Source organism: Vibrio sp. LQ2, from assembly GCF_023920125.1.
Lineage (GTDB): Bacteria > Pseudomonadota > Gammaproteobacteria > Enterobacterales > Vibrionaceae > Vibrio > Vibrio fluvialis.
Map to the genome: position 1 here is coordinate 4,454,113 of NZ_CP085308.1, position 19,063 is coordinate 4,473,175.

Consider the following 19,063-nt stretch of genomic DNA (forward strand, 5'->3'; position numbering starts at 1 on the left):
AGAATCGTCCTTGACAGTGCGCGGGAGAAATAGGCTCTCAATATGCCATTAAGGATAGGTAAAACAAAGCAAATTCACGGTCGATCATGCCCTGTATTTACAGGGCATGAGGGCCAATGAAATCAGACTTTAAATCGACTGATCTCATGACGCATCGCATCGGCAGCGCTGTGCATCTCGCTTGCACTTTCACTGCTCTGTTGTGCCTGATACGCCAGATCGTCTGAGGCATCTTTGATGCCTTGTGTATTGCGGCTGATGTCTTCGCTCACCGCACGTTGTTCTTCGGCCGCGCTGGCGATTTGCAATGCCATGTCGTTGATTTCCGTGATGGCTTGAGTGATGCTCGCGAGGCTGTCTTGAGCCTGCTGGGCATAGGAGACACTGCTGTCGGCCAGTGAGGTACTGCTTTCCATGCTTTCGACCGCCTGCTGCGTGTTGCGCTGCAGGGTTTCAATCATGGTGCGAATCTCTTCTGTCGAGCCGTGGGTACGTTGGCTCAGCACGCGCACTTCATCGGCCACCACAGCAAAACCGCGGCCCTGATCGCCCGCTCGCGCCGCTTCAATCGCTGCGTTGAGAGCAAGTAGGTTTGTTTGCTCGGCAATGCCCTGAATGGTCGACAGGATCTGGTTGATACTCTGTGCGTTGCTTTCCAGTTCGCGGATCACGCTCGCCGCATTGGTGACCTGATTGGCCAGATCGGTGATCGCCTGACGGTTTTTACCAATCACGGATTGACCTTCTTCACAAGCCGACGCCGAGGCTTGCGAAGCATTCGCGGTCAGCTCTGCATGGCTGGCGACTTCAGCCGCCGTCGCTGACATCTCATGAATCGCGGTGGCGATTTGGTTGACGTCATCCTGCTGGCGTTTAACGCGATCAGTGGACTGAATCGAGAGAGACTTGGCGTGTTGCGCCTGAGACGACAGGCTATGGCTGTGCTCCACAATGTCTTTGAGCATGGTTTGCATCTGGCTGATGAACTGATTGACCTTCTCCGCCAGTTCACCAATTTCATCTTTGCGTTCAATGTTGACACGCTGGGTCAGATCACCTTCACCACGTGACAGCTCTTGCAGGGCGCCGGACAGTACTTGCAGCGGTTGCAGCAGGCGATTGACCACCCAGGTGCTGACCAGGGCAATGAGCACGTACAGAATCAGCGTAGCGATTGAAGTAAAAGTAATCTGGTCGCTGACCGACGCGTAAGCCATGCCGTGATCCACCACGATACCCAGCAGCCAGTTGGTGCCCGCAATTTTGCTCACGTAGATCAACTGATCATCGCGGCTCGGCCACTGTATCTGACTGGCGTGATCTGCCGCCGCCAGTTGTTGCATAGTCTGTGCGGACAGTTGAGGGTTGAGTTCGGTCAGCGGTTTCTGGCTCAGTTTTTCATCCTGATAGGCGACGATTTTATTGTTACCGTCGACTAAAAATGCAAAGCCGTTGTTGTCGAGCTTGATACTCAACACTTGCTTGATCAGGTTGGTGACGGTCAGGTCAGCGGCCAACACGCCCTGACGACTGCCGCGAAATGCTTTGGCAAAACTGACCACGATACTGCCATCGAAATCCTGATAAGGTTCAGTCAATACTAAGCCGGAATTGGCCATCGCATCTTGATACCAAGGGCGAGTGCGAGGGTCGTAATCGGCGGGCCAGTCTTCACTTTTATCGCCGTAGGCAATCGCGCCATCGCTGAAACCAGCGTACACCGAGAGAAACTGACCGGCGTGTTTGGTCACCAGCAGCTCACGGTCGGTGTTTTCACCGCTGGCGATGCGGGATTCGTTGGCCAGCATCATGTCACTGCGAATCGACAACCAGTCGCTGATATAGCGGCTGGTGGCCAGGCTGACGTTAGCCATTTCACTGTTGATGGATTTGGTGGTCTCCTGACGTAACTGACTGATGGAGTTCCATGCCTGCACGCCACTGACGATGGCGATGATGATCGCAATCGCGACCTGAATTTTGAATTTAATCGTATGTCTCATACTCTGCCCTTCCTGCAGGACAATCTCATCCTGCTGATAGAAATAACTGAAAATTAATCCAATAAGCGTGAATAGTTAATTTAAATTACTGAAATGCGGTTAATTTTAGTGATTGTTCAGCAAAAGCGTAAGAAATTATCGTGCGGATTAATTTGATCGCGATCGATTATTAATTGCTCAGCAACCCGGTTAATAAGGGAATTATGGACGAAAATTTCGAGCCCGTGACTTGTGTCCAATAAAATACAAGTCACGGGCTGGCGTTTCAGCCGAGAATGGCGGCGGCGATGTAGACAATCGTCAGGCCAATAACACCGATGATTAAGCCGGTTTTGGCCATGTCTTTGCTCTGAATGAGGCCGGTTGAGTAGGCGAGTGAGTTAGGCGGTGTCGATACCGGCAGAATCATCCCCAGTGAGGCGGAAAAGGCCACGACCACTAACAGGCCTTGCAGGCCGCCGACATCGCTCAGGCTGTTCATGGTCGCACCAATCGCTGCTGCGATGGGCATCAGCAGGTTGGCGGTTGCGGTGTTGGACATAAAGTTGGCCATGACCCAGCACACCAGCGACAGAGTGATCACCACCGACATCGGTGACAGGGATTCATAATCGATGGCGTGCGCCAGTGCTGTCGCCAGTCCGGTCTGTTCCAGACCAATACCGATCGCAATCCCCCCGGCAACCAGCCACAGAACATCCCAGTTGATCTGCTTGAGTTCTTCTTTGCCCATGATGCCCGTCAGCGTAAATACCGCCAGCGGAATAATCGATACCACGTAAGTGTTCATGCCGTGCAGTGAGGTGGTCATCCACAGCAAAATTGTGGCGGCGAAGGTAACGTAAACCACAACTGCCCGCCAGTTACGCTGGAAGGTGCCATCGAGTTTGAGCGTCATGGTCGGTTGTGAAGAAGGAAACAGTTTTTGCAGCAGGAACCAGGCAATCGTCAGTTGGATTAGCACAAACGGTAAACCCATCATCATCCACGACAAAAAGCTGATGCTGTTCTCACCGGTCAAATATTGCAGTGCGATCGCGTTGGGCGGTGTGCCGATGGGGGTGGCGATACCGCCAGTATTGGCTGCAATCGGGATACACAGCACCAGCGCCTTAATGCCGAGGTCACCTTTCGGTGCCGATGCGACAATCGGCCCCAACAGTGCCAGCATCATCACGGTGGTTGCGGTGTTGGACATGAACATCGAAAACACGGAAGTGATTAACATCAGGCCGAGCATGATGTATTTCGGTTGATTACCAAACGGCTTGAGTAGCACGCGGGCGAGGTTGTTATCGAGTTCATACTTCGAGGCGGCGATGGCCAGTGCAAAGCCGCCCATAAACAGAATGATGATCGGTGATGAAAAGGCGCTGAAAATTTCCGTGTAAGGCAACAGATGGCCGAGGTCATGGCCCTCGACAGGGGCGCGAAACGGATGCAGCCCTTTGTCGGAAATCATCACCAGTTCAAGGGCAATGATCAGAATCGAGGTGGCAAAGACGGGCACTGGTTCCAATACCCACAACAGTGCGGCCAGCAGAAATATCGCCAACAGACGATGTTGCACCAGCGTGAGGTCGTTGATCGGAATGGCATCGATGGGCAGCATCAGCACCAGTAGAGGGAGCCCGAAACTGAGCGCGAGCCGCAGGAGGAGGCCCTTATCCAGAGTCTGCATAGCGTCTTCCTTGATGAATGAGAATATGACTGCAGACAGGGTAAAGCTTTGAAACAAAAAGGTCTTAGAGGGGAGACAAAGTTTTGCATTTTATGCGCCGTTCGCACCAGGAAGTGTGCAGAACGTCAAAAACAAACATCCCGGCCAGAGCCGGGATGTTAAAGCGATTAAGCTTTGTGCGCGTATGGGGTACCGAGCAGAGTCGGAGCATTAAGCTGCATGCTGTCATCAAAACGAATCGCGTCTTTCGCGAACAGGTTAATCACCGTTGAGCCAAGCTTGAAGCGACCCATTTCTTCGCCTTTCTTCAGCACCACAGATGTGTTGCCCGTCGCCGGATAATCCCAGCGGTAAACGGTATTGCCGCGCGGTGGCGTGACTGTACCTGCCCAGATCAGTTCGATGCTGCCAACGATAGTTGCGCCAACCAGTACCTGAGCCATTGGGCCGAATTCGGTATCGAAAATACATACGACACGTTCATTACGGGCAAACAGATTTGGCACGTTTTCTGCCGTCAGTGGGTTCACAGAGAACAGATCGCCCGGTACATAAATCATCTGACGCAGGGTACCATCGCATGGCATATGGACGCGGTGGTAATCGCGAGGCGAGAGATACAGTGTGGCGAATTCACCGTCGCGGAATTCTTCTGCCAGTTTGGCATCGCCGCCCAGCAGTTCTTGGGCTGAGAAATCGTGGCCTTTGGCCTGAATCAGTTTGCCATCATTGATGGGACCAAACTGGCTCACGCAGGCATCGGCCGGGTGCGTAATCACATCAGCACCCTCTGCGACCGGGCGCATTCCTGGCTTGAGTTCACGCACGAAAAATTCGTTAAAAGTTTTAAAATGCTTAGGATCTGAATGCAATGCTTCGTCCATGTTGACGTTGTATTGCTTGATAAACCAGCGAATGATGGCTGTGGTCAGACCGCCGGCTTTGGCTGAAGCCAGTTTACCCATCAAACGGGTCAGGCCGTGTTGTGGAATCCAGTATTGCAGTCCAACTTTAATCTTGTCCATTGTAAGTCATTCCAATGTGTTTAATCTTTGGGCGCGGAATGTTACTGAAATTCGTTAGTGATGTCAGCATTTATCCCCGCGAGAAGAAAGACCGCTCTCGTTTTATCTCAAAGCCAAGAGCGGGATGTGATTACAGGTCCGCTTTTTTGTTGCGTGAATACTGTCGGTTGGCTTTATTCTCGGCCATGCTTTCGATGATACGGTGGTAGTTCTCAAAGCGAGTGGCGCTGATTTCGCCTTTGTCCACCGCTTCACGCAACAAGCAGCCCGGATCATCACCGTGTTTGCAGTCGCGGAATTTACAGCCACCTAAGTAAGGGCGAAATTCGACAAAGGCTTTGGTAACGTCTTCCGCTTCTAAGTGCCACAAACCGAACTCACGCACTCCCGGTGAGTCGATCAGGTCACCACCGGACGGAATATGGTACAAACGTGCTGCGGTAGTCGTGTGCTGGCCAAGGCCCGAGTTTTCTGAAATCTCACCCTCTTCGACCATCTCTTCCAGTTCGGGCATCAGGGCATTCACCAGGCTGGATTTCCCCACTCCGGACTGGCCAACAAAAATGTTGGTACGATCGCGCAGCTTGGCTTCCAGTGCTTCGATACCTTCCCCACTGTTTTTGCTCACGTAAAGTACCTGATAACCGATCTTCTCGTACTCAGTGAGCCATTGTTGGTACAGTGCGCGCTTTTCTTCATCCAGCAAATCGACTTTGTTGAGCACCAGTAGCGGTGCAATCGACAGGGTTTCAGCAGCGATCAGATAGCGATCGATGATATTCAGCGACAGCTCTGGCAACACGGAAGAGACGATCACCATCTGGTCGACGTTGGCGGCCACTGGTTTTAAACCATCGTAATAATCCGGACGGGTTAACACCGAACTGCGCGGTTCGACCGCTTCCACCACGCCGGAAATGCCCGCCATCGTTTCGATACCCGGACGCCAGATCACACGGTCGCCAGAGACCAGACTCTCAATGCCGCGGCGCAGGTTGCAGCGATGAATGGCCTGAGTTTCAGGATCTTCAATATCCGCATGTTGACCAAAACGGGTGATCACCAAGCCAGTTTTTGCGTTTTCCAGCATCGATTCATCCCACTGAACGGTTTCTTCCTGTTTCAGTTTCTTATGCTGGTTGCTTCGTACACGCCTTACCTGGCCTTTTGTCAGCTTCTTTTTCTTTGCCACTCTGTTCTACTTTCGCGTTGCAGGACGGGATGTAGGACGCGTAATACGTCGCACCCGTCCGGTTGAAATCCTACTTACCAGCGTGAGCTGATAATTTGAATTGTACAGACTTGGGTATATAGTACCTGCTTTATCGGCAAACCTATATAGGTACTCCTCTATGTCTTTTAGCGATCAAAACCTAATCTGGATCGATTTAGAGATGACAGGCTTAGATCCTGAAACCCATAAAATCATTGAAATTGCGTCCATTGTGACTGACAGCCAGCTTAATATTCTGGCGGAAGGTCCGGTACTGGCGGTGCATCAGCCGGAATCTGAGCTGCAGAAAATGGACGATTGGTGTACCAATACTCACACCAACAGTGGTTTGGTTGAGCGCGTGCGTCAAAGCTCAGTAAATGAAGACGATGCAGTGGCGCAGACCATCGCGTTTCTTGAGCAGTGGGTACCTGCCGGTAAATCGCCGATTTGTGGTAACAGCATTGGCCAGGATCGCCGTTTCCTGTACAAACACATGCCGCGCCTGGAAGAATACTTCCATTACCGCTATATCGACGTCAGCACGATTAAAGAACTGACTCGTCGCTGGAAGCCAGAAGTATTGGATGGATTCTCTAAACAGGGCAGCCATCTGGCTTTGGATGACATTCGAGAGTCGATTGCGGAGCTGAAATTTTACCGCGGCACCATTTTCAACATCTAATTTCCGGCGCCCATGCCGAATATCAGCTTGTTCCAAAGGGCTGTGAAAGAGAGTGTTGATGGTTAGTTCAGCACATTCTGGTTGTTGAATCGCCTGATTTGAGTGCTTTTTCATCAACTGAAAAAAAATTAGATTTTTTTCGCGAGAAGTTCTTGCATCACACAGAAATGCTCTTATAATTCGCAGCCCTAAACGACGGAAAACGTTGTTGATGCGACACTAGCTCAGTTGGTAGAGCGCAACCTTGCCAAGGTTGAGGTCACGAGTTCGAACCTCGTGTGTCGCTCCACTTTCTTTGTTAGAGTGGATAGCCTTCATCGTGCTTAACGGTGACACAATACGGACGCGGGGTGGAGCAGCTTGGTAGCTCGTCGGGCTCATAACCCGAAGGTCGTCGGTTCAAATCCGGCCCCCGCAACCAAATTCAGATTGAGTGCCACGGCATTTAATCTTTGCGACACTAGCTCAGTTGGTAGAGCGCAACCTTGCCAAGGTTGAGGTCACGAGTTCGAACCTCGTGTGTCGCTCCAGATTGACAGCTTTTATCGTGCTTAACGGTGACATGCGACACTAGCTCAGTTGGTAGAGCGCAACCTTGCCAAGGTTGAGGTCACGAGTTCGAACCTCGTGTGTCGCTCCAGTTGATAGCCTTCATCGTGCTCAACGGTGACATGCGACACTAGCTCAGTTGGTAGAGCGCAACCTTGCCAAGGTTGAGGTCACGAGTTCGAACCTCGTGTGTCGCTCCAGATTGATAGCTTTTATCGTGCTCAACGATGACATGCGACACTAGCTCAGTTGGTAGAGCGCAACCTTGCCAAGGTTGAGGTCACGAGTTCGAACCTCGTGTGTCGCTCCAGTTTAAAAGCCCTCATCGTGCTTAACGATGACACAATACGGACGCGGGGTGGAGCAGCTTGGTAGCTCGTCGGGCTCATAACCCGAAGGTCGTCGGTTCAAATCCGGCCCCCGCAACCAATTTCTTCGTTTCAAGAGATCACTGCGCTAGACGCAGATTTTTTTACTCTTAAAACGGCAAAAGTTTGGCAAATCGCCAATGCTCTTTCTATAATGCTGTGAAGCATAAGCCCCCCTAAAAGAAACGCGCTGCTGAAAAGTAGTGTGATTTTTTTGTCTTTCTGAACGTGATACCCAGCCGGGTAGCCTGTTTAACCGGATACAGACTCACTTTGTACTGTTCATTAACAGACTTATCCACATTTTTTTTCTGTGGATAACTTGGTGCATAAAGTGTTTTTCAGTAGCTGGAATGGTGACTTGCGGCAGGATCTTTTTCGGCAATTCAGATTCTGAAATATTAGAGGATGTCACTTAACTCATTGTTTTTTATGAGCTTAATTCATTTCTCTGCAACAAGCATTCCAACAAAAAACGATCATTAACTGTATTTTCATTGATCCTAATCATTTCCTGCTGATGTGACTAACTTTTCTGAGATTTAGAAAACAATGTCTCATTAAAAATTTTTTCCACATTTGGAATATTTGAGAAGCATATCAAAGTCTGTGCGTACTGTTTGTGCAAACGGTTCTCATCTACGCATCTCTTGGCAGTCCTTTCTCAACGATACGTACCAGTCGCTGGTGTTTCGTGTTGCTGAACGGTAACTGACGCTCTTGTTCCTCAAGCGCCCATTGGATATGTTCGTCCAGCAGCTCAGACTGGCCTTGCTTACGCGTTAAGGCATCGATGATGCGGGAGGAATAAGGTGCGTTCCCCATGGCAATAATCAGATTGCGTTGCCATTGCTGGTGGCCAATGCGGCGGATGGCAGAACCTTCCATATTGCGCAGAAACGTGGCTTCGTCCCATTCAAACAAAGTGACCAGATCGGGCTCGTTGAAAGCCGGGCGGCGGTGGAAGTCAGATTGCTGCGTGAGGTCGGCGTATCGATTCCATGGGCACACCAGTTGGCAATCGTCACAACCATAAATGCGGTTGCCCATCGCTTTGCGAAACTCCAGAGGAATCACGCCATCGTATTCTATCGTGAGATAAGAAATACAGCGCCGCGCATCGACCACGCCATCGGCGACGATGGCACCTGTCGGGCAGGACGTCACGCAGGCGCGGCATTTACCACATTGGTCTACAGACGGCGTATCGACGGGCAGCGGAATATCAACCAGCAACTCACCAAGAAAGAACCAGGAGCCGGCGTCTTTATCCAGAATCAGTGAGTGTTTGCCAGTCCAGCCCAGTCCGGCTTTCTGTGCCAGCGGGCGCTCCAGAATTGGCGCGGAGTCGACAAACGGCCGATAACCGAGCTCACCAACTGCGGCTTCGATTTTCTCACCCAGCTTTTTGAGCTGATTACGCACCAGTTTGTGGTAGTCGCGACCCAAAGCGTAGCGACTGATGTAGGCATGTGCCGGATTATTCAGGTTGCTGGCAAACTGGGCTTGCGGCGGCAGATAGTTCATCCGGGCGCTGATCACTCGTACTGTACCGGGTAATAGCTCTGCAGGGCGCGCGCGCATCATGCCGTGACGCGCCATCCAATCCATTTCACCGTGATAACCGGCATCAAGCCACTGCTGCAACTTGGCTTCATGTTGGCTCAGATCCACATCGCAGATCCCGACTTTCTCAAACCCGAGCTCAATAGCCCAGCTTTTGATTTGATCTGCAAGTGCGTGATAGTCCATAACGGTTCAGCTCGGTAAAAGGGGGCGGGGATCTTAGCGGATCTCTGGCGGTGGATCCAGCGGCACGATCTCGCTTTTTTCCTACCCAATTGGCGAATATTTTTCGGTTTGCTTACAGAAGAGAGCTTGTCTCTCAAATCCAACCCAGTTTACTATTCGGTTTCTTTTGGTTTTTATATAGTCGATGTCCGACACGTTAGAGATATTTTCAATGAGCACTAAGACCTTCACCCTTAAAGATGAACAAGCGACGGTAGACCTAGGCACAGCGCTGGCAAAACTGTGTACTCAACAAACCACCTTGTACTTACACGGCGATCTTGGTGCAGGTAAAACGACGTTCAGCCGCGGTTTTATTCGAGCACTGGGTCATGCAGGCAATGTGAAAAGCCCGACCTATACCTTGGTAGAACCTTATCAACTGGCACAGTGGCAGGTGTACCACTTCGATCTTTACCGCTTGGCGGATCCTGAAGAGTTAGAGTTTATGGGGATCCGTGACTATTTTACCGACGACGCGATTTGTTTAGTGGAATGGCCGGAAAAGGGCTATGGCATGCTACCGACGTCGGATATTGATCTCGAAATGCGTTACGATGGCAGCCAGCGTCAGGCGGTACTGACCGCCAACAACGACTATGGGCGTACATTACTGAGTCAGTTGGAGTTATGTTGATCGTTAAAGTTTGTCGTTCTTTGGTCGTCTGGCTTGCCCTGGCGACCGCTTTCCTTGCCAGTGCTGCGCAGGCTAATGTGTTGGAGGGGGTTCGAGTCTGGCCCTCTCCGGACGAAACGCGCGTCGTGATCGACGTGAAGTCCGAAGTTGATTTCAGTTATTTCACCCTCAGCGGACCCGACCGACTGGTGGTCGATCTCAAACAGACCTCACTCGGCACCAAATTACCGGTCAATGTCAGCGACAGCGCGATCCTGACCAAAATCCGCGCCAGTTCGCCACCAGAAAAATCGACCTATCGTCTGGTGCTGGAACTCAAAAAGAAATCCGCACCTCAGCTATTCAAACTGGCACCGACGCCGGGTGGCCAGTACGGCCATCGTCTGGTGATCGATCTGCCCCATGGCGAAAGCAGCAGCCAGCCAGCGGCCAAACCGAGCAGCGAAACTAAAGTCAGTCGCGATGCCTCTCAGTTGTATGGTACTGCCGATATTGTTGTTGCGATTGATGCGGGTCACGGTGGTGAAGACCCGGGCTCTATCGGGCCAACCCGCAAGTACGAAAAAGATGTCACGCTGAGTGTGGCCAAAAAGTTGGCAGACCAGATTGATGCAGTTCCGGGTATGAAAGCGGTGTTGACCCGCCGCGGTGACTACTTCGTTAACCTGAATAAACGCTCTGAGATTGCGCGGAAGAATAAAGCGCATCTGCTGGTGTCGATTCACGCCGATGCTTTCCATACGCCGCAGCCGCGTGGTGGTTCGGTCTTCGTACTGAATACTCGTCGTGCCAACACCGAAATTGCCCGCTGGGTCGAAAACCATGAGCAGCAATCGGAACTGCTCGGCGGTGCCGGGGAAGTGCTGGCGAAAAACAATGCCGACCGCAATGTGAGCCAAACGTTATTGGATTTGCAGTTCAGCCATTCACAAAAAGAAGGCTATAAAGTTGCGACCAATATTCTCCGTGAAATGGGTAAAGTCGCGTATCTGCATAAACGTGAGCCGGTCAATGCCAGTCTGGCGGTGCTGAAATCGCCGGACATTCCATCGGTGCTGGTCGAAACGGGCTTTATTTCCAACCCAAGTGAAGAGAAGCTGCTGTTCCAGCGCAGTCATCAGGACAAATTGGCGCATGCTCTGACCAAAGCCTTGGTGCAATATTTTGAAGACAACCCACCGGAAGGTACCCTGTTTGCTAACCGCGGTAAGACGCAGAAACACAAAGTGCAGCGTGGCGAATCGCTGTCGGTGATTGCCAGCAAATATGGCACTAGTGTGGATGAAATTGTTCAGACTAACAAACTGAAAAGTAACAGTCTGGCGGTTGGTCAGGTGCTGACGATTCCTGGTGGCAGTCGAGGTCCGGTGCCCGTGCCTGTGGTGAGTAATCCGGTCGAAACCGAAACCATCACTCACGTGGTCAAATCGGGGGATTACCTTGGCAAGATTGCCAGTACTTACAAAGTCTCCGTCGAGACAATTAAGCGGGAAAATAACCTTAAGTCCGACACACTCAAGCTGGGTCAGAAACTGAAAATTACCGTTAGTCTCAAAGACAAGCCGTTGCGTAAACACAAAGTGGCACGCGGTGAGTTTCTGGGCAAAATCGCCAGTGAGTATAACGTCAGTGTGCAGAGCATCCGCGATGCTAACAAACTGCGTTCTGATCAGCTGGCGGTTGGTCAGGTACTGATTATTCCGAACAAATAACACAGGGCGAGTATGACGATTCGCATTCTGCCAGCGCGACTGGCGAACCAGATTGCTGCCGGAGAGGTGGTCGAAAGACCCGCTTCGGTGGTGAAAGAGCTGGTGGAAAACAGCCTCGATTCCGGCGCAACCCGTATCGATATTGATATTGAAAAGGGCGGTGCCAAATTGATCCGTATTCGTGATAACGGTTGCGGTATTGATAAAGAGGAACTCGGGTTGGCGCTGAGTCGTCATGCTACGTCGAAAATCCATACACTGGATGATCTGGAAGCCATCATCAGCCTCGGGTTTCGCGGCGAAGCGCTGGCGAGTATCAGTTCGGTGTCGCGTTTGACGCTCACTTCACGCCCGGCAACTCAGGAAGAAGCTTGGTCGGCGTACAGTGAAGGTCGGGACATGCAAGTGCAGTTGCAACCTGCGGCACACCCGATTGGTACCACAGTGGAAGTGCTCGATCTGTTCTTCAATACGCCAGCACGGCGCAAGTTTCTGCGCACTGAAAAAACCGAATTCACCCATATTGATGAACTGCTGAAGCGGATCGCACTCAGCCGCTTTGACGTCACGTTCAACCTGCGTCATAACGGCAAATTAGTGCGTCAGTACCGAGCGGCAAAAACCGATATTCAGATGGAGAAACGCATTGCGGCAGTGTGTGGTGCGCCGTTTGTGCGCCATATGCTGAAAATCGAGCTGGAACATCAAGGGCTGACGCTGCATGGCTGGATCACTACGCCGGAAGGCGCTCGCCAGCAGAGCGATCTGCAATACTGCTACGTCAATGGTCGCATGATACGTGACAAACTGATCAACCACGCGATTCGTCAGAGCTATGAAACCAGCCTGCGCCCAGATCAGTTTGCCACTTACGTGCTGTTTATCGAGCTGGATCCGCATCAGGTCGATGTCAACGTGCATCCTGCCAAACACGAAGTGCGTTTCCATCAGGCGCGTCTGGTGCACGATTTCATTTATCAGGCGCTGAGCAGCGCGCTGGCTGAAAGTCAGCACATTGATGCGCCAGCGCACAACGAATCGGCTTTCCACTATCACGACGAGCCTGAACTGGCGTCAGCGGTGCCAGAGCGGTTGATACAGGCTGTCGAGAGCACGCCTGCTTATCCTGGTCGCAGCGACTATGAACAGCCAGCGCGTGAATCGACTCGTGATCAGGTGCGCGAAGCCCCTAGACACAGTGACTGGGTTGAATCACCGAAAGCAAAAGGTAAACCAGTACAAGAACGAGTCAGTGCACCTTCGCCTTCTCGGGCTGAAGTACGCGCCTATCAGGCGCTGATGCAAACACCGGAATTGCCCGCGACGCCCAAGCAGGAACCGGCCACCGTAGTGGCGAAGCAGGCACCAGCGGACATTTTTACGGTGCAGCAACTGGGGAAAGCGGTGGCGGTGGTACGTGGGCGTTATCTGCTGATGAATGCTCCGCAAGGCTGCGTGCTGTTGTCACTCAGTCAGGCTGCGTGGCTGAAAGTGCGCGGCCAGTTAAATGCACAGCAAGGCGCATTGAAGAGTCAGCCACTCTTGGTGCCGCTGTCGTTGAAGATGTCGGCGCAGGAAGCCCAGGCTTTGGATCATTATCAGCCGCTGCTGACACAATTAGGCTTGGAACTTAAACCGCGCAATCCGGGATCCTTGATGGTGATGGGCGTGCCGCAGCCACTCAGACAGCAAAATCTACAAATTCTGATCCCAGATCTGTTATCTTACGCGTCTTTGAATTTTGAGCAGGCCGACAAGCCGCTGGATCTGAATTCGCTCGCTGATTGGCTGAGCGATCGTGTGGTGAGCACGAAAGCTGACTACACTTTGTCAGAAGCGATCCAGTTGATTGCAGAGATTGAGCAGATGTGGCAGGGCAACCTCCCACTGCACGACGAGCGTTTTGTCCGACCTGTGGATTTTTCCGCGACCATTGCAGCACTAAACTCATGAGCACACAATTACCTTTAGCCCTGTTTCTGATGGGGCCGACCGCTTCCGGTAAAACCGATCTGGCCATTCGCCTGCGTCAAAAATTTCCGGTTGAGATCATCAGCGTGGATTCTGCGTTGATCTACAAAGGCATGGATATCGGTACTGCCAAACCAGACCAAGATGAACTGGCGTTGGCGCCACATCGCTTGATCGACATTCTCGATCCGAGTGAAGCCTATTCGGCGGCTGATTTTCGCCGCGATGCGCTGAGAGAGATGCAGGCGATTGTTGAACAAGGCAAAATTCCGTTGCTGGTGGGCGGAACCATGCTCTACTACAAGGCTTTGCTGGAAGGCTTATCGCCATTGCCAGCGGCCGATCCTGAGATTCGTCAGCAGATCGAACAAGAGGCTCAGCAACTGGGCTGGGCGGCGTTGCACGAACAATTACGTCAGATTGATCCCATTTCTGCCGAGCGAATTCATCCAAATGATCCACAAAGATTATCTCGGGCATTGGAAGTTTATCGGATTTCAGGTAAAACTCTTACTGAACTGACCCAAACGAAAGGCGAAGCATTGCCATTTCGCGTCAAGCAGTTCGCTATAGCTCCCAAGGAAAGGGCTGAGCTCCACCGTCGAATTGAACTCCGATTCGAAAAGATGGTCGAAGCAGGGTTTGAAGATGAAGTAAAAGCACTCTATGCTCGAAAAGATCTTCACCCTGATTTACCGTCGATCCGTTGTGTGGGATATCGACAAATGTGGGACTACTTAGACGGGAACTGTACGCTTGATGAAGCGATTTTTCGCGGAATCTGTGCAACTCGTCAATTGGCCAAGCGACAGATCACCTGGTTACGCAGCTGGGATGATTTAACTTGGTTAGATAGCGAAAACGTTGAACAAGCATTGGAAACTCTCTCAAATGCCATAGCATCTGATTGAGTTAGCTGTGTATAATGTGATCGCTTTTGCGTGATGTGCCCTGTAAAGGATCCGTTACTTGTTTTTGGTGCGCAAGCCCCAATGATCAGTAACAACGGGGAGTTTTTATTCGTTTAGCTCAGATGCAAAGGCCGCACAGATTTTCGTGCACCGCTAGCTAAATAACTACAACAAAATACAAATAAGGAAAATAAAATGGCTAAGGGGCAATCTCTACAAGACCCATTCTTAAATGCACTACGTCGCGAGCGTATTCCGGTTTCGATCTACCTTGTGAACGGCATTAAGCTGCAAGGCCAAATTGAATCGTTTGATCAGTTTGTGATCCTATTGAAGAACACTGTGAACCAAATGGTTTACAAGCACGCTATCTCAACCGTGGTACCGGCGCGTCCAGTTAGCCACCACAGCGGCGAACGTCCTTCGAATGATCGCGGCGCAGAGAAATCAGAAGATTAATTCTCTGTACACAAATTATTATTTATTAAGGAGTTGGTAGCTTGTTTGACCGTTATGAAGCCGGTGAGCGAGCCGTACTTGTTCATATCAACTTCACGCAAGAGGGTGAATGGGAAGATCTCAGAGAATGTGAAATGCTGGTCTCTTCCGCAGGAGTGTCGACACTACAGGTGATTACCGGTAGCCGACAGACTCCTCACCCTAAATATTATGTCGGTGAGGGCAAAGCCCAAGAAATTGCTCAGGCAGTCCAGTTGACTGGCGCTGATGTGGTGATTTTCAACCATGCCCTCTCTCCTGCCCAAGAACGTAACCTTGAACACCTCTGCCAGTGTCGAGTGATTGACCGTACCGGTTTGATCCTGGATATCTTTGCTCAGCGCGCGCGTACTCACGAAGGTAAATTACAAGTGGAACTGGCCCAGTTGCGCCATATTTCTACTCGTCTGATTCGTGGTTGGACGCACTTGGAACGTCAAAAGGGTGGTATCGGCTTACGTGGTCCGGGTGAAACCCAGTTGGAGACGGACCGTCGTTTATTGCGTGAACGTATCAAAGCAATTTTGCGCCGTTTAGAGCGAGTCGCTAAACAGCGTGAACAAGGTCGACGTGCACGAAACCGGGCGGAAATACCTACGGTTTCCTTAGTCGGTTATACCAACGCAGGTAAATCGACCCTGTTTAACCGTATTACATCAGCAGGCGTCTACGCCGCAGACCAATTGTTTGCGACGTTGGATCCGACCTTGCGTAAAATTGATTTAGACGATGTCGGCCCGGCAGTACTGGCAGACACCGTAGGATTTATTCGTCATCTGCCGCACGATCTGGTGGCTGCATTCAAAGCAACGTTACAAGAAACTCAGGAAGCTGACATTTTGTTACATGTTGTGGATGCCAGTGACGAACGATTTCGTGAGAATATCCAAGCTGTTGATGAAGTTCTGCAGGAAATTGAGGCGCATGAAGTCCCAACCCTGCTGGTGATGAATAAAATCGATAATCTGGAAGACCAGAAACCTCGTATAGAGAGAGATGACGAGGGCGTACCGAGAGCGGTGTGGATCTCGGCCATGGATGGTCTGGGCATTGATTTGCTGTTTGCAGCGCTGACTGAGCGTTTGGTCAGTCAGATTGTCCAATACCGCTTGCGAATTCCGCCTCAACATCAGGGCAGAATCCGTAGTACTTTCTTCCAAATGAAGTGCATACAACAAGAAGAGTATGATCCGGAAGGCAATTTACTGATCACAGTTCGTATGCAGCAAGTGGATTGGTCTAGACTAGAAAAAAGAGAAGAGGCAGTTTTACGTGACTTTATAGTTACTTAAAGGACTGCTAGAGTATAACGTCATATCAAATGATGGAGCTTTCTAATGGCGTGGAATGAGCCCGGAAATAACAACGGCAACAACGGCCGCGATAATGACCCATGGGGTAATAATAATCGCGGCGGTAAAGGTGGCCGTGAACAAGGTCCGCCAGATTTAGACGAAGTGTTTAATAAGCTGAGTCAGAAGCTGGGTGGCAAGTTTGGTAAGAAAGGCGGCGGTAAAGGACCATCTTTCTCCGGTGGTGGTGCAATCGGCTTTGGTGTCATTGCTGCGATTGCTGTCGCTATCTGGTTCTTTGCTGGCTTCTACACAATTGGTGAAGCTGAGCGTGGTGTCGTGCTGCGCCTCGGTAAATACGATCGTATCGTCGATCCGGGCCTGAACTGGCGCCCACGTTTTATCGATGAAGTGACACCGGTTAACGTGCAAGCGATTCGTTCGCTGCGTGCGTCTGGTCTGATGTTGACTAAAGACGAAAACGTGGTCACGGTATCGATGGACGTTCAGTACCGTGTAGCGGATCCGTACAAGTACCTGTTCAAAGTAACCAACGCAGATGACAGCCTACGCCAGGCGACCGACTCTGCATTGCGTGCCGTGATCGGTGACTCTCTGATGGATAGCATTCTGACGAGTGGTCGTCAGCAAATTCGTCAAAGCACTCAGGAAACCCTGAACCAGATCATCGACGGTTACGACATGGGGCTGATCATCGTTGATGTGAACTTCCAGTCAGCGCGTCCACCAGAACAGGTGAAAGACGCGTTTGATGATGCGATTGCTGCGCGAGAAGATGAAGAGCGTTTCATTCGTGAAGCCGAAGCGTACAAAAACGAAATTCTGCCAAAAGCGACCGGTCGTGCTGAGCGTCTGAAGAAAGAAGCTCAGGGTTACACCGAACGTACCGTGAATGAAGCTCTCGGTCAGGTAGCGCAGTTTGAGAAACTGTTGCCAGAATATCAGGCATCACCAAAAGTTACGCGTGATCGTCTGTATCTGGATGCGATGCAGGAAGTGTACTCGAATACCTCTAAAGTGCTGATTGACTCGAAATCCAGCGGTAACCTGCTGTACCTGCCAATCGACAAATTAGCAGGTCAGGAAGGTGAAGCGACTAAGCGCCAAACGAAGTCATCGTCTGCTTACGATCAGATTGAGTTGGAATCTCAGCGCACTGATACGGAAACCGATACCCAATCTCGCTCAACCAGTACACGTCAAGGGAGATACTAAGAATGCGTAAGTTAATGATCCCTGTTGTCGTTGTTGTTCTGGCGTTGCTGCTGATGTCGATGTTCGTTATCCCGGAAGGAGAGCGTGGTATCGTCATTCGTTTCGGTCGAGTGCTGAAAGACAACAATGATGTATCGAGAATTTACGAACCGGGTTTGCATTTCAAAATGCCTCTGTTCGATCGTGTGAAAACGCTGGATGCACGTATTCAGACTATGGACGGCCGTTCAGACCGTTTCGTGACCTCTGAGAAAAAAGACGTCATCATCGACTCATACGTGAAATGGCGTATTGAAGATTTCGGTCAGTACTATCTGGCGACTGGTGGCGGTAACACGCTGACAGCCGAAGCTCTGCTGGAACGTAAAGTGACAGACGTGCTGCGTTCGGAAATTGGTGCGCGTGAAATCAAGCAGATCGTATCTGGTCCTCGTAACAGCGATGTGTTGCCAGCGAGCCCGGATGCCGATGTTGTGACGACTGAAGCGGCAAAACAGGCGTTAGAAATTGATGGTCAACGTGACCAGATCATGGAAAACGTACTGGAAGATACCCGTAAGAGCGCCATGAAAGACTTGGGTGTGCGTGTGGTTGACTTCCGTATGAAGAAAATCAACCTGCCGGATGAGATCAGTGAATCTATCTACCGTCGTATGCGCGCAGAGCGCGAGTCGGTAGCACGTAAACACCGTTCTCAAGGCCGTGAAAAAGCCGAAGTTATCAAAGCACAAGCTGAGCTTGAAGTGGCGACCATTCTGGCCGAAGCGGATAAAACAGCTCGTGTAACACGCGGTGACGCGGACGCGAAAGCGGCGAAGATTTATGCGGATGCCTACAACAAAGATCCGGAATTCTTCAGCTTCTTACGTTCACTACGTGCGTATGAAAAATCATTCAGCCAGAAGAGTGACATTCTGGTACTGGATCCGAAGAGTGACTTCTTCCAGTACATGAATAACTCGAAAGGTGCTGCGACAGCGAAATAATCGCTGAGCAGATAACATAAAGGCTCCGTAAGGAGCCTTTATTGTTTGTCTATCAACCGATGGGAGAGCCCATGTCTAATTCAATTTGGGTCGCAATTGGTTTGGTGTTGATTGCCGAAGGACTCGGTCCTTTGATTGCACCGAATGGCTGGCGACAAATGGTGGCTCAGTTGAGTGAGCAACCAGACAACCAATTGCGCCGGATTGGCGGTTGTCTGGTGGTGGCGGGTGCCGTCATCGCTTATTGCTTTATCCGCTAAACACCCGTTCTCGCGCTCAGTAATGTGGGGGCGGGGTTTCCTGTGAAGGGTCGGCCAGATTGGATGTATCCATATTCTTCACCTTACCCACCACAAATTTCATCTGATCCTGCATTTTTGTAATCAACAGCTGCTGATGACTTAACGCTTCATTGAGGTCGTCAATGGTCTGCTCCTGAAACGCCACTTTGCATTCCAGGTCATCTATGCGCTGTCGCAGCGAAGTCAACATATCGTCTTTCATG

16 protein-coding genes and 7 tRNA genes are annotated in these 19,063 nt (G+C 51.0%); 17 read left to right on the forward strand and 6 right to left on the reverse strand.

What is annotated here, in order from left to right; translation table 11 throughout:
- Nucleotides 1–122 precede the first annotated feature (122 nt).
- From LGV68_RS20760 to rsgA, 4 genes are all read right to left on the reverse strand, one after another.
- Complete coding sequence (locus LGV68_RS20760; protein WP_238828481.1) at nucleotides 123–2,003, reverse strand: methyl-accepting chemotaxis protein; 1,881 nt, start codon at nucleotides 2,001–2,003, stop codon at nucleotides 123–125.
- A gap of 265 nt (nucleotides 2,004–2,268) precedes the next feature.
- A complete protein-coding gene (locus tag LGV68_RS20765; RefSeq protein WP_222777368.1) occupies nucleotides 2,269–3,684 on the reverse strand; it encodes an SLC13 family permease in 1,416 nt (471 codons plus the stop codon).
- Nucleotides 3,685–3,851: 167 nt separating this feature from the next.
- Entirely contained in the window at nucleotides 3,852–4,709 is an 858-nt protein-coding gene (gene asd, locus LGV68_RS20770) for an archaetidylserine decarboxylase (protein WP_020332619.1), read from the reverse strand.
- 130 nt (nucleotides 4,710–4,839) lie between these two features.
- Nucleotides 4,840–5,901: a small ribosomal subunit biogenesis GTPase RsgA gene (gene rsgA, locus LGV68_RS20775; protein WP_020332620.1), complete on the reverse strand. Its 1,062-nt coding sequence runs from the start codon at nucleotides 5,899–5,901 to the stop codon at nucleotides 4,840–4,842.
- 160 nt (nucleotides 5,902–6,061) lie between these two features.
- On the opposite strand from rsgA, the gene orn reads away from it, so the two are divergent.
- From orn to LGV68_RS20815, 8 genes are all read left to right on the forward strand, one after another.
- Complete coding sequence (gene orn, locus LGV68_RS20780) at nucleotides 6,062–6,607, forward strand: oligoribonuclease (RefSeq protein WP_020332621.1); 546 nt, start codon at nucleotides 6,062–6,064, stop codon at nucleotides 6,605–6,607.
- Between the two features lie 213 nt (nucleotides 6,608–6,820).
- Nucleotides 6,821–6,896: transfer RNA gene (locus LGV68_RS20785), tRNA-Gly, on the forward strand.
- Between the two features lie 55 nt (nucleotides 6,897–6,951).
- A tRNA-Met gene (locus LGV68_RS20790) sits at nucleotides 6,952–7,028 on the forward strand.
- A gap of 33 nt (nucleotides 7,029–7,061) precedes the next feature.
- Nucleotides 7,062–7,137 (forward strand) — tRNA-Gly (locus tag LGV68_RS20795).
- A gap of 34 nt (nucleotides 7,138–7,171) precedes the next feature.
- Nucleotides 7,172–7,247 (forward strand) — tRNA-Gly (locus LGV68_RS20800).
- A 33-nt stretch (nucleotides 7,248–7,280) separates the two neighbouring features.
- Nucleotides 7,281–7,356: transfer RNA gene (locus LGV68_RS20805), tRNA-Gly, on the forward strand.
- A gap of 34 nt (nucleotides 7,357–7,390) precedes the next feature.
- A tRNA-Gly gene (locus LGV68_RS20810) sits at nucleotides 7,391–7,466 on the forward strand.
- A 42-nt stretch (nucleotides 7,467–7,508) separates the two neighbouring features.
- Nucleotides 7,509–7,585: transfer RNA gene (locus LGV68_RS20815), tRNA-Met, on the forward strand.
- A gap of 578 nt (nucleotides 7,586–8,163) precedes the next feature.
- Here LGV68_RS20815 and queG read toward each other — a convergent pair.
- Nucleotides 8,164–9,276, reverse strand: a complete 1,113-nt coding sequence (gene queG, locus LGV68_RS20820) for a tRNA epoxyqueuosine(34) reductase QueG (protein WP_020332623.1) — start codon at nucleotides 9,274–9,276, stop codon at nucleotides 8,164–8,166.
- A gap of 211 nt (nucleotides 9,277–9,487) precedes the next feature.
- On the opposite strand from queG, the gene tsaE reads away from it, so the two are divergent.
- The 9 genes from tsaE to LGV68_RS20865 all read left to right on the forward strand — a co-directional run bounded on the left by tsaE (nucleotide 9,488) and on the right by LGV68_RS20865 (nucleotide 18,818).
- The gene (gene tsaE / locus LGV68_RS20825) at nucleotides 9,488–9,952 is read left to right on the forward strand and encodes a tRNA (adenosine(37)-N6)-threonylcarbamoyltransferase complex ATPase subunit type 1 TsaE (protein ID WP_020332624.1); all 465 of its coding nucleotides are present in this window, start codon (nucleotides 9,488–9,490) and stop codon (nucleotides 9,950–9,952) included.
- On the forward strand, nucleotides 9,946–11,664 hold the full coding sequence (locus tag LGV68_RS20830; RefSeq protein WP_222750471.1) for an N-acetylmuramoyl-L-alanine amidase: 1,719 nt from the start codon (nucleotides 9,946–9,948) through the stop codon (nucleotides 11,662–11,664). Before tsaE ends, LGV68_RS20830 begins: the two co-directional genes overlap by 7 nt.
- Before the next feature lie 12 nt (nucleotides 11,665–11,676).
- On the forward strand, nucleotides 11,677–13,617 hold the full coding sequence (mutL, locus tag LGV68_RS20835; protein ID WP_252535991.1) for a DNA mismatch repair endonuclease MutL: 1,941 nt from the start codon (nucleotides 11,677–11,679) through the stop codon (nucleotides 13,615–13,617).
- Nucleotides 13,614–14,546 (forward strand): tRNA (adenosine(37)-N6)-dimethylallyltransferase MiaA, encoded by a 933-nt coding sequence (gene miaA, locus LGV68_RS20840; protein ID WP_020433627.1) that lies wholly within the window; start codon nucleotides 13,614–13,616, stop codon nucleotides 14,544–14,546. The genes mutL and miaA overlap by 4 nt, the downstream gene beginning before the upstream one ends.
- A 195-nt stretch (nucleotides 14,547–14,741) precedes the next feature.
- Nucleotides 14,742–15,005 carry an RNA chaperone Hfq gene (gene hfq, locus LGV68_RS20845; protein ID WP_020332629.1) on the forward strand — a complete coding sequence of 88 codons (264 nt, stop codon included), beginning with the start codon at nucleotides 14,742–14,744 and terminating at the stop codon, nucleotides 15,003–15,005.
- 41 nt (nucleotides 15,006–15,046) lie between these two features.
- Nucleotides 15,047–16,336 (forward strand): ribosome rescue GTPase HflX, encoded by a 1,290-nt coding sequence (gene hflX, locus LGV68_RS20850; RefSeq protein WP_020433626.1) that lies wholly within the window; start codon nucleotides 15,047–15,049, stop codon nucleotides 16,334–16,336.
- Nucleotides 16,337–16,381: 45 nt separating this feature from the next.
- On the forward strand, nucleotides 16,382–17,572 hold the full coding sequence (hflK, locus tag LGV68_RS20855) for an FtsH protease activity modulator HflK (protein WP_020332631.1): 1,191 nt from the start codon (nucleotides 16,382–16,384) through the stop codon (nucleotides 17,570–17,572).
- Between the two features lie 2 nt (nucleotides 17,573–17,574).
- Nucleotides 17,575–18,558, forward strand: a complete 984-nt coding sequence (hflC, locus tag LGV68_RS20860; RefSeq protein WP_020433624.1) for a protease modulator HflC — start codon at nucleotides 17,575–17,577, stop codon at nucleotides 18,556–18,558.
- Between the two features lie 71 nt (nucleotides 18,559–18,629).
- Entirely contained in the window at nucleotides 18,630–18,818 is a 189-nt protein-coding gene (locus tag LGV68_RS20865) for a DUF2065 domain-containing protein (RefSeq protein WP_024374461.1), read from the forward strand.
- Between the two features lie 16 nt (nucleotides 18,819–18,834).
- On the opposite strand, the gene LGV68_RS20870 is transcribed toward LGV68_RS20865, so the two are convergent.
- Complete coding sequence (locus LGV68_RS20870) at nucleotides 18,835–19,062, reverse strand: SlyX family protein (RefSeq protein ID WP_020332635.1); 228 nt, start codon at nucleotides 19,060–19,062, stop codon at nucleotides 18,835–18,837.
- Nucleotide 19,063 lies beyond the last annotated feature (1 nt).

Coding starts and splice junctions, on each gene's coding strand:
- LGV68_RS20760 (WP_238828481.1), bottom strand. CDS start 2,003: ATGAGACATACGATTAAATTCAAAATTCAGGTCGCGATTGCGATCATC.
- LGV68_RS20765 (WP_222777368.1), bottom strand. CDS start 3,684: ATGCAGACTCTGGATAAGGGCCTCCTCCTGCGGCTCGCGCTCAGTTTC.
- asd (WP_020332619.1), bottom strand. CDS start 4,709: ATGGACAAGATTAAAGTTGGACTGCAATACTGGATTCCACAACACGGC.
- orn (WP_020332621.1), top strand. CDS start 6,062: ATGTCTTTTAGCGATCAAAACCTAATCTGGATCGATTTAGAGATGACA.
- queG (WP_020332623.1), bottom strand. CDS start 9,276: ATGGACTATCACGCACTTGCAGATCAAATCAAAAGCTGGGCTATTGAG.
- tsaE (WP_020332624.1), top strand. CDS start 9,488: ATGAGCACTAAGACCTTCACCCTTAAAGATGAACAAGCGACGGTAGAC.
- LGV68_RS20830 (WP_222750471.1), top strand. CDS start 9,946: ATGTTGATCGTTAAAGTTTGTCGTTCTTTGGTCGTCTGGCTTGCCCTG.
- mutL (WP_252535991.1), top strand. CDS start 11,677: ATGACGATTCGCATTCTGCCAGCGCGACTGGCGAACCAGATTGCTGCC.
- miaA (WP_020433627.1), top strand. CDS start 13,614: ATGAGCACACAATTACCTTTAGCCCTGTTTCTGATGGGGCCGACCGCT.
- hfq (WP_020332629.1), top strand. CDS start 14,742: ATGGCTAAGGGGCAATCTCTACAAGACCCATTCTTAAATGCACTACGT.
- hflK (WP_020332631.1), top strand. CDS start 16,382: ATGGCGTGGAATGAGCCCGGAAATAACAACGGCAACAACGGCCGCGAT.
- hflC (WP_020433624.1), top strand. CDS start 17,575: ATGCGTAAGTTAATGATCCCTGTTGTCGTTGTTGTTCTGGCGTTGCTG.
- LGV68_RS20865 (WP_024374461.1), top strand. CDS start 18,630: ATGTCTAATTCAATTTGGGTCGCAATTGGTTTGGTGTTGATTGCCGAA.
- LGV68_RS20870 (WP_020332635.1), bottom strand. CDS start 19,062: ATGAAAGACGATATGTTGACTTCGCTGCGACAGCGCATAGATGACCTG.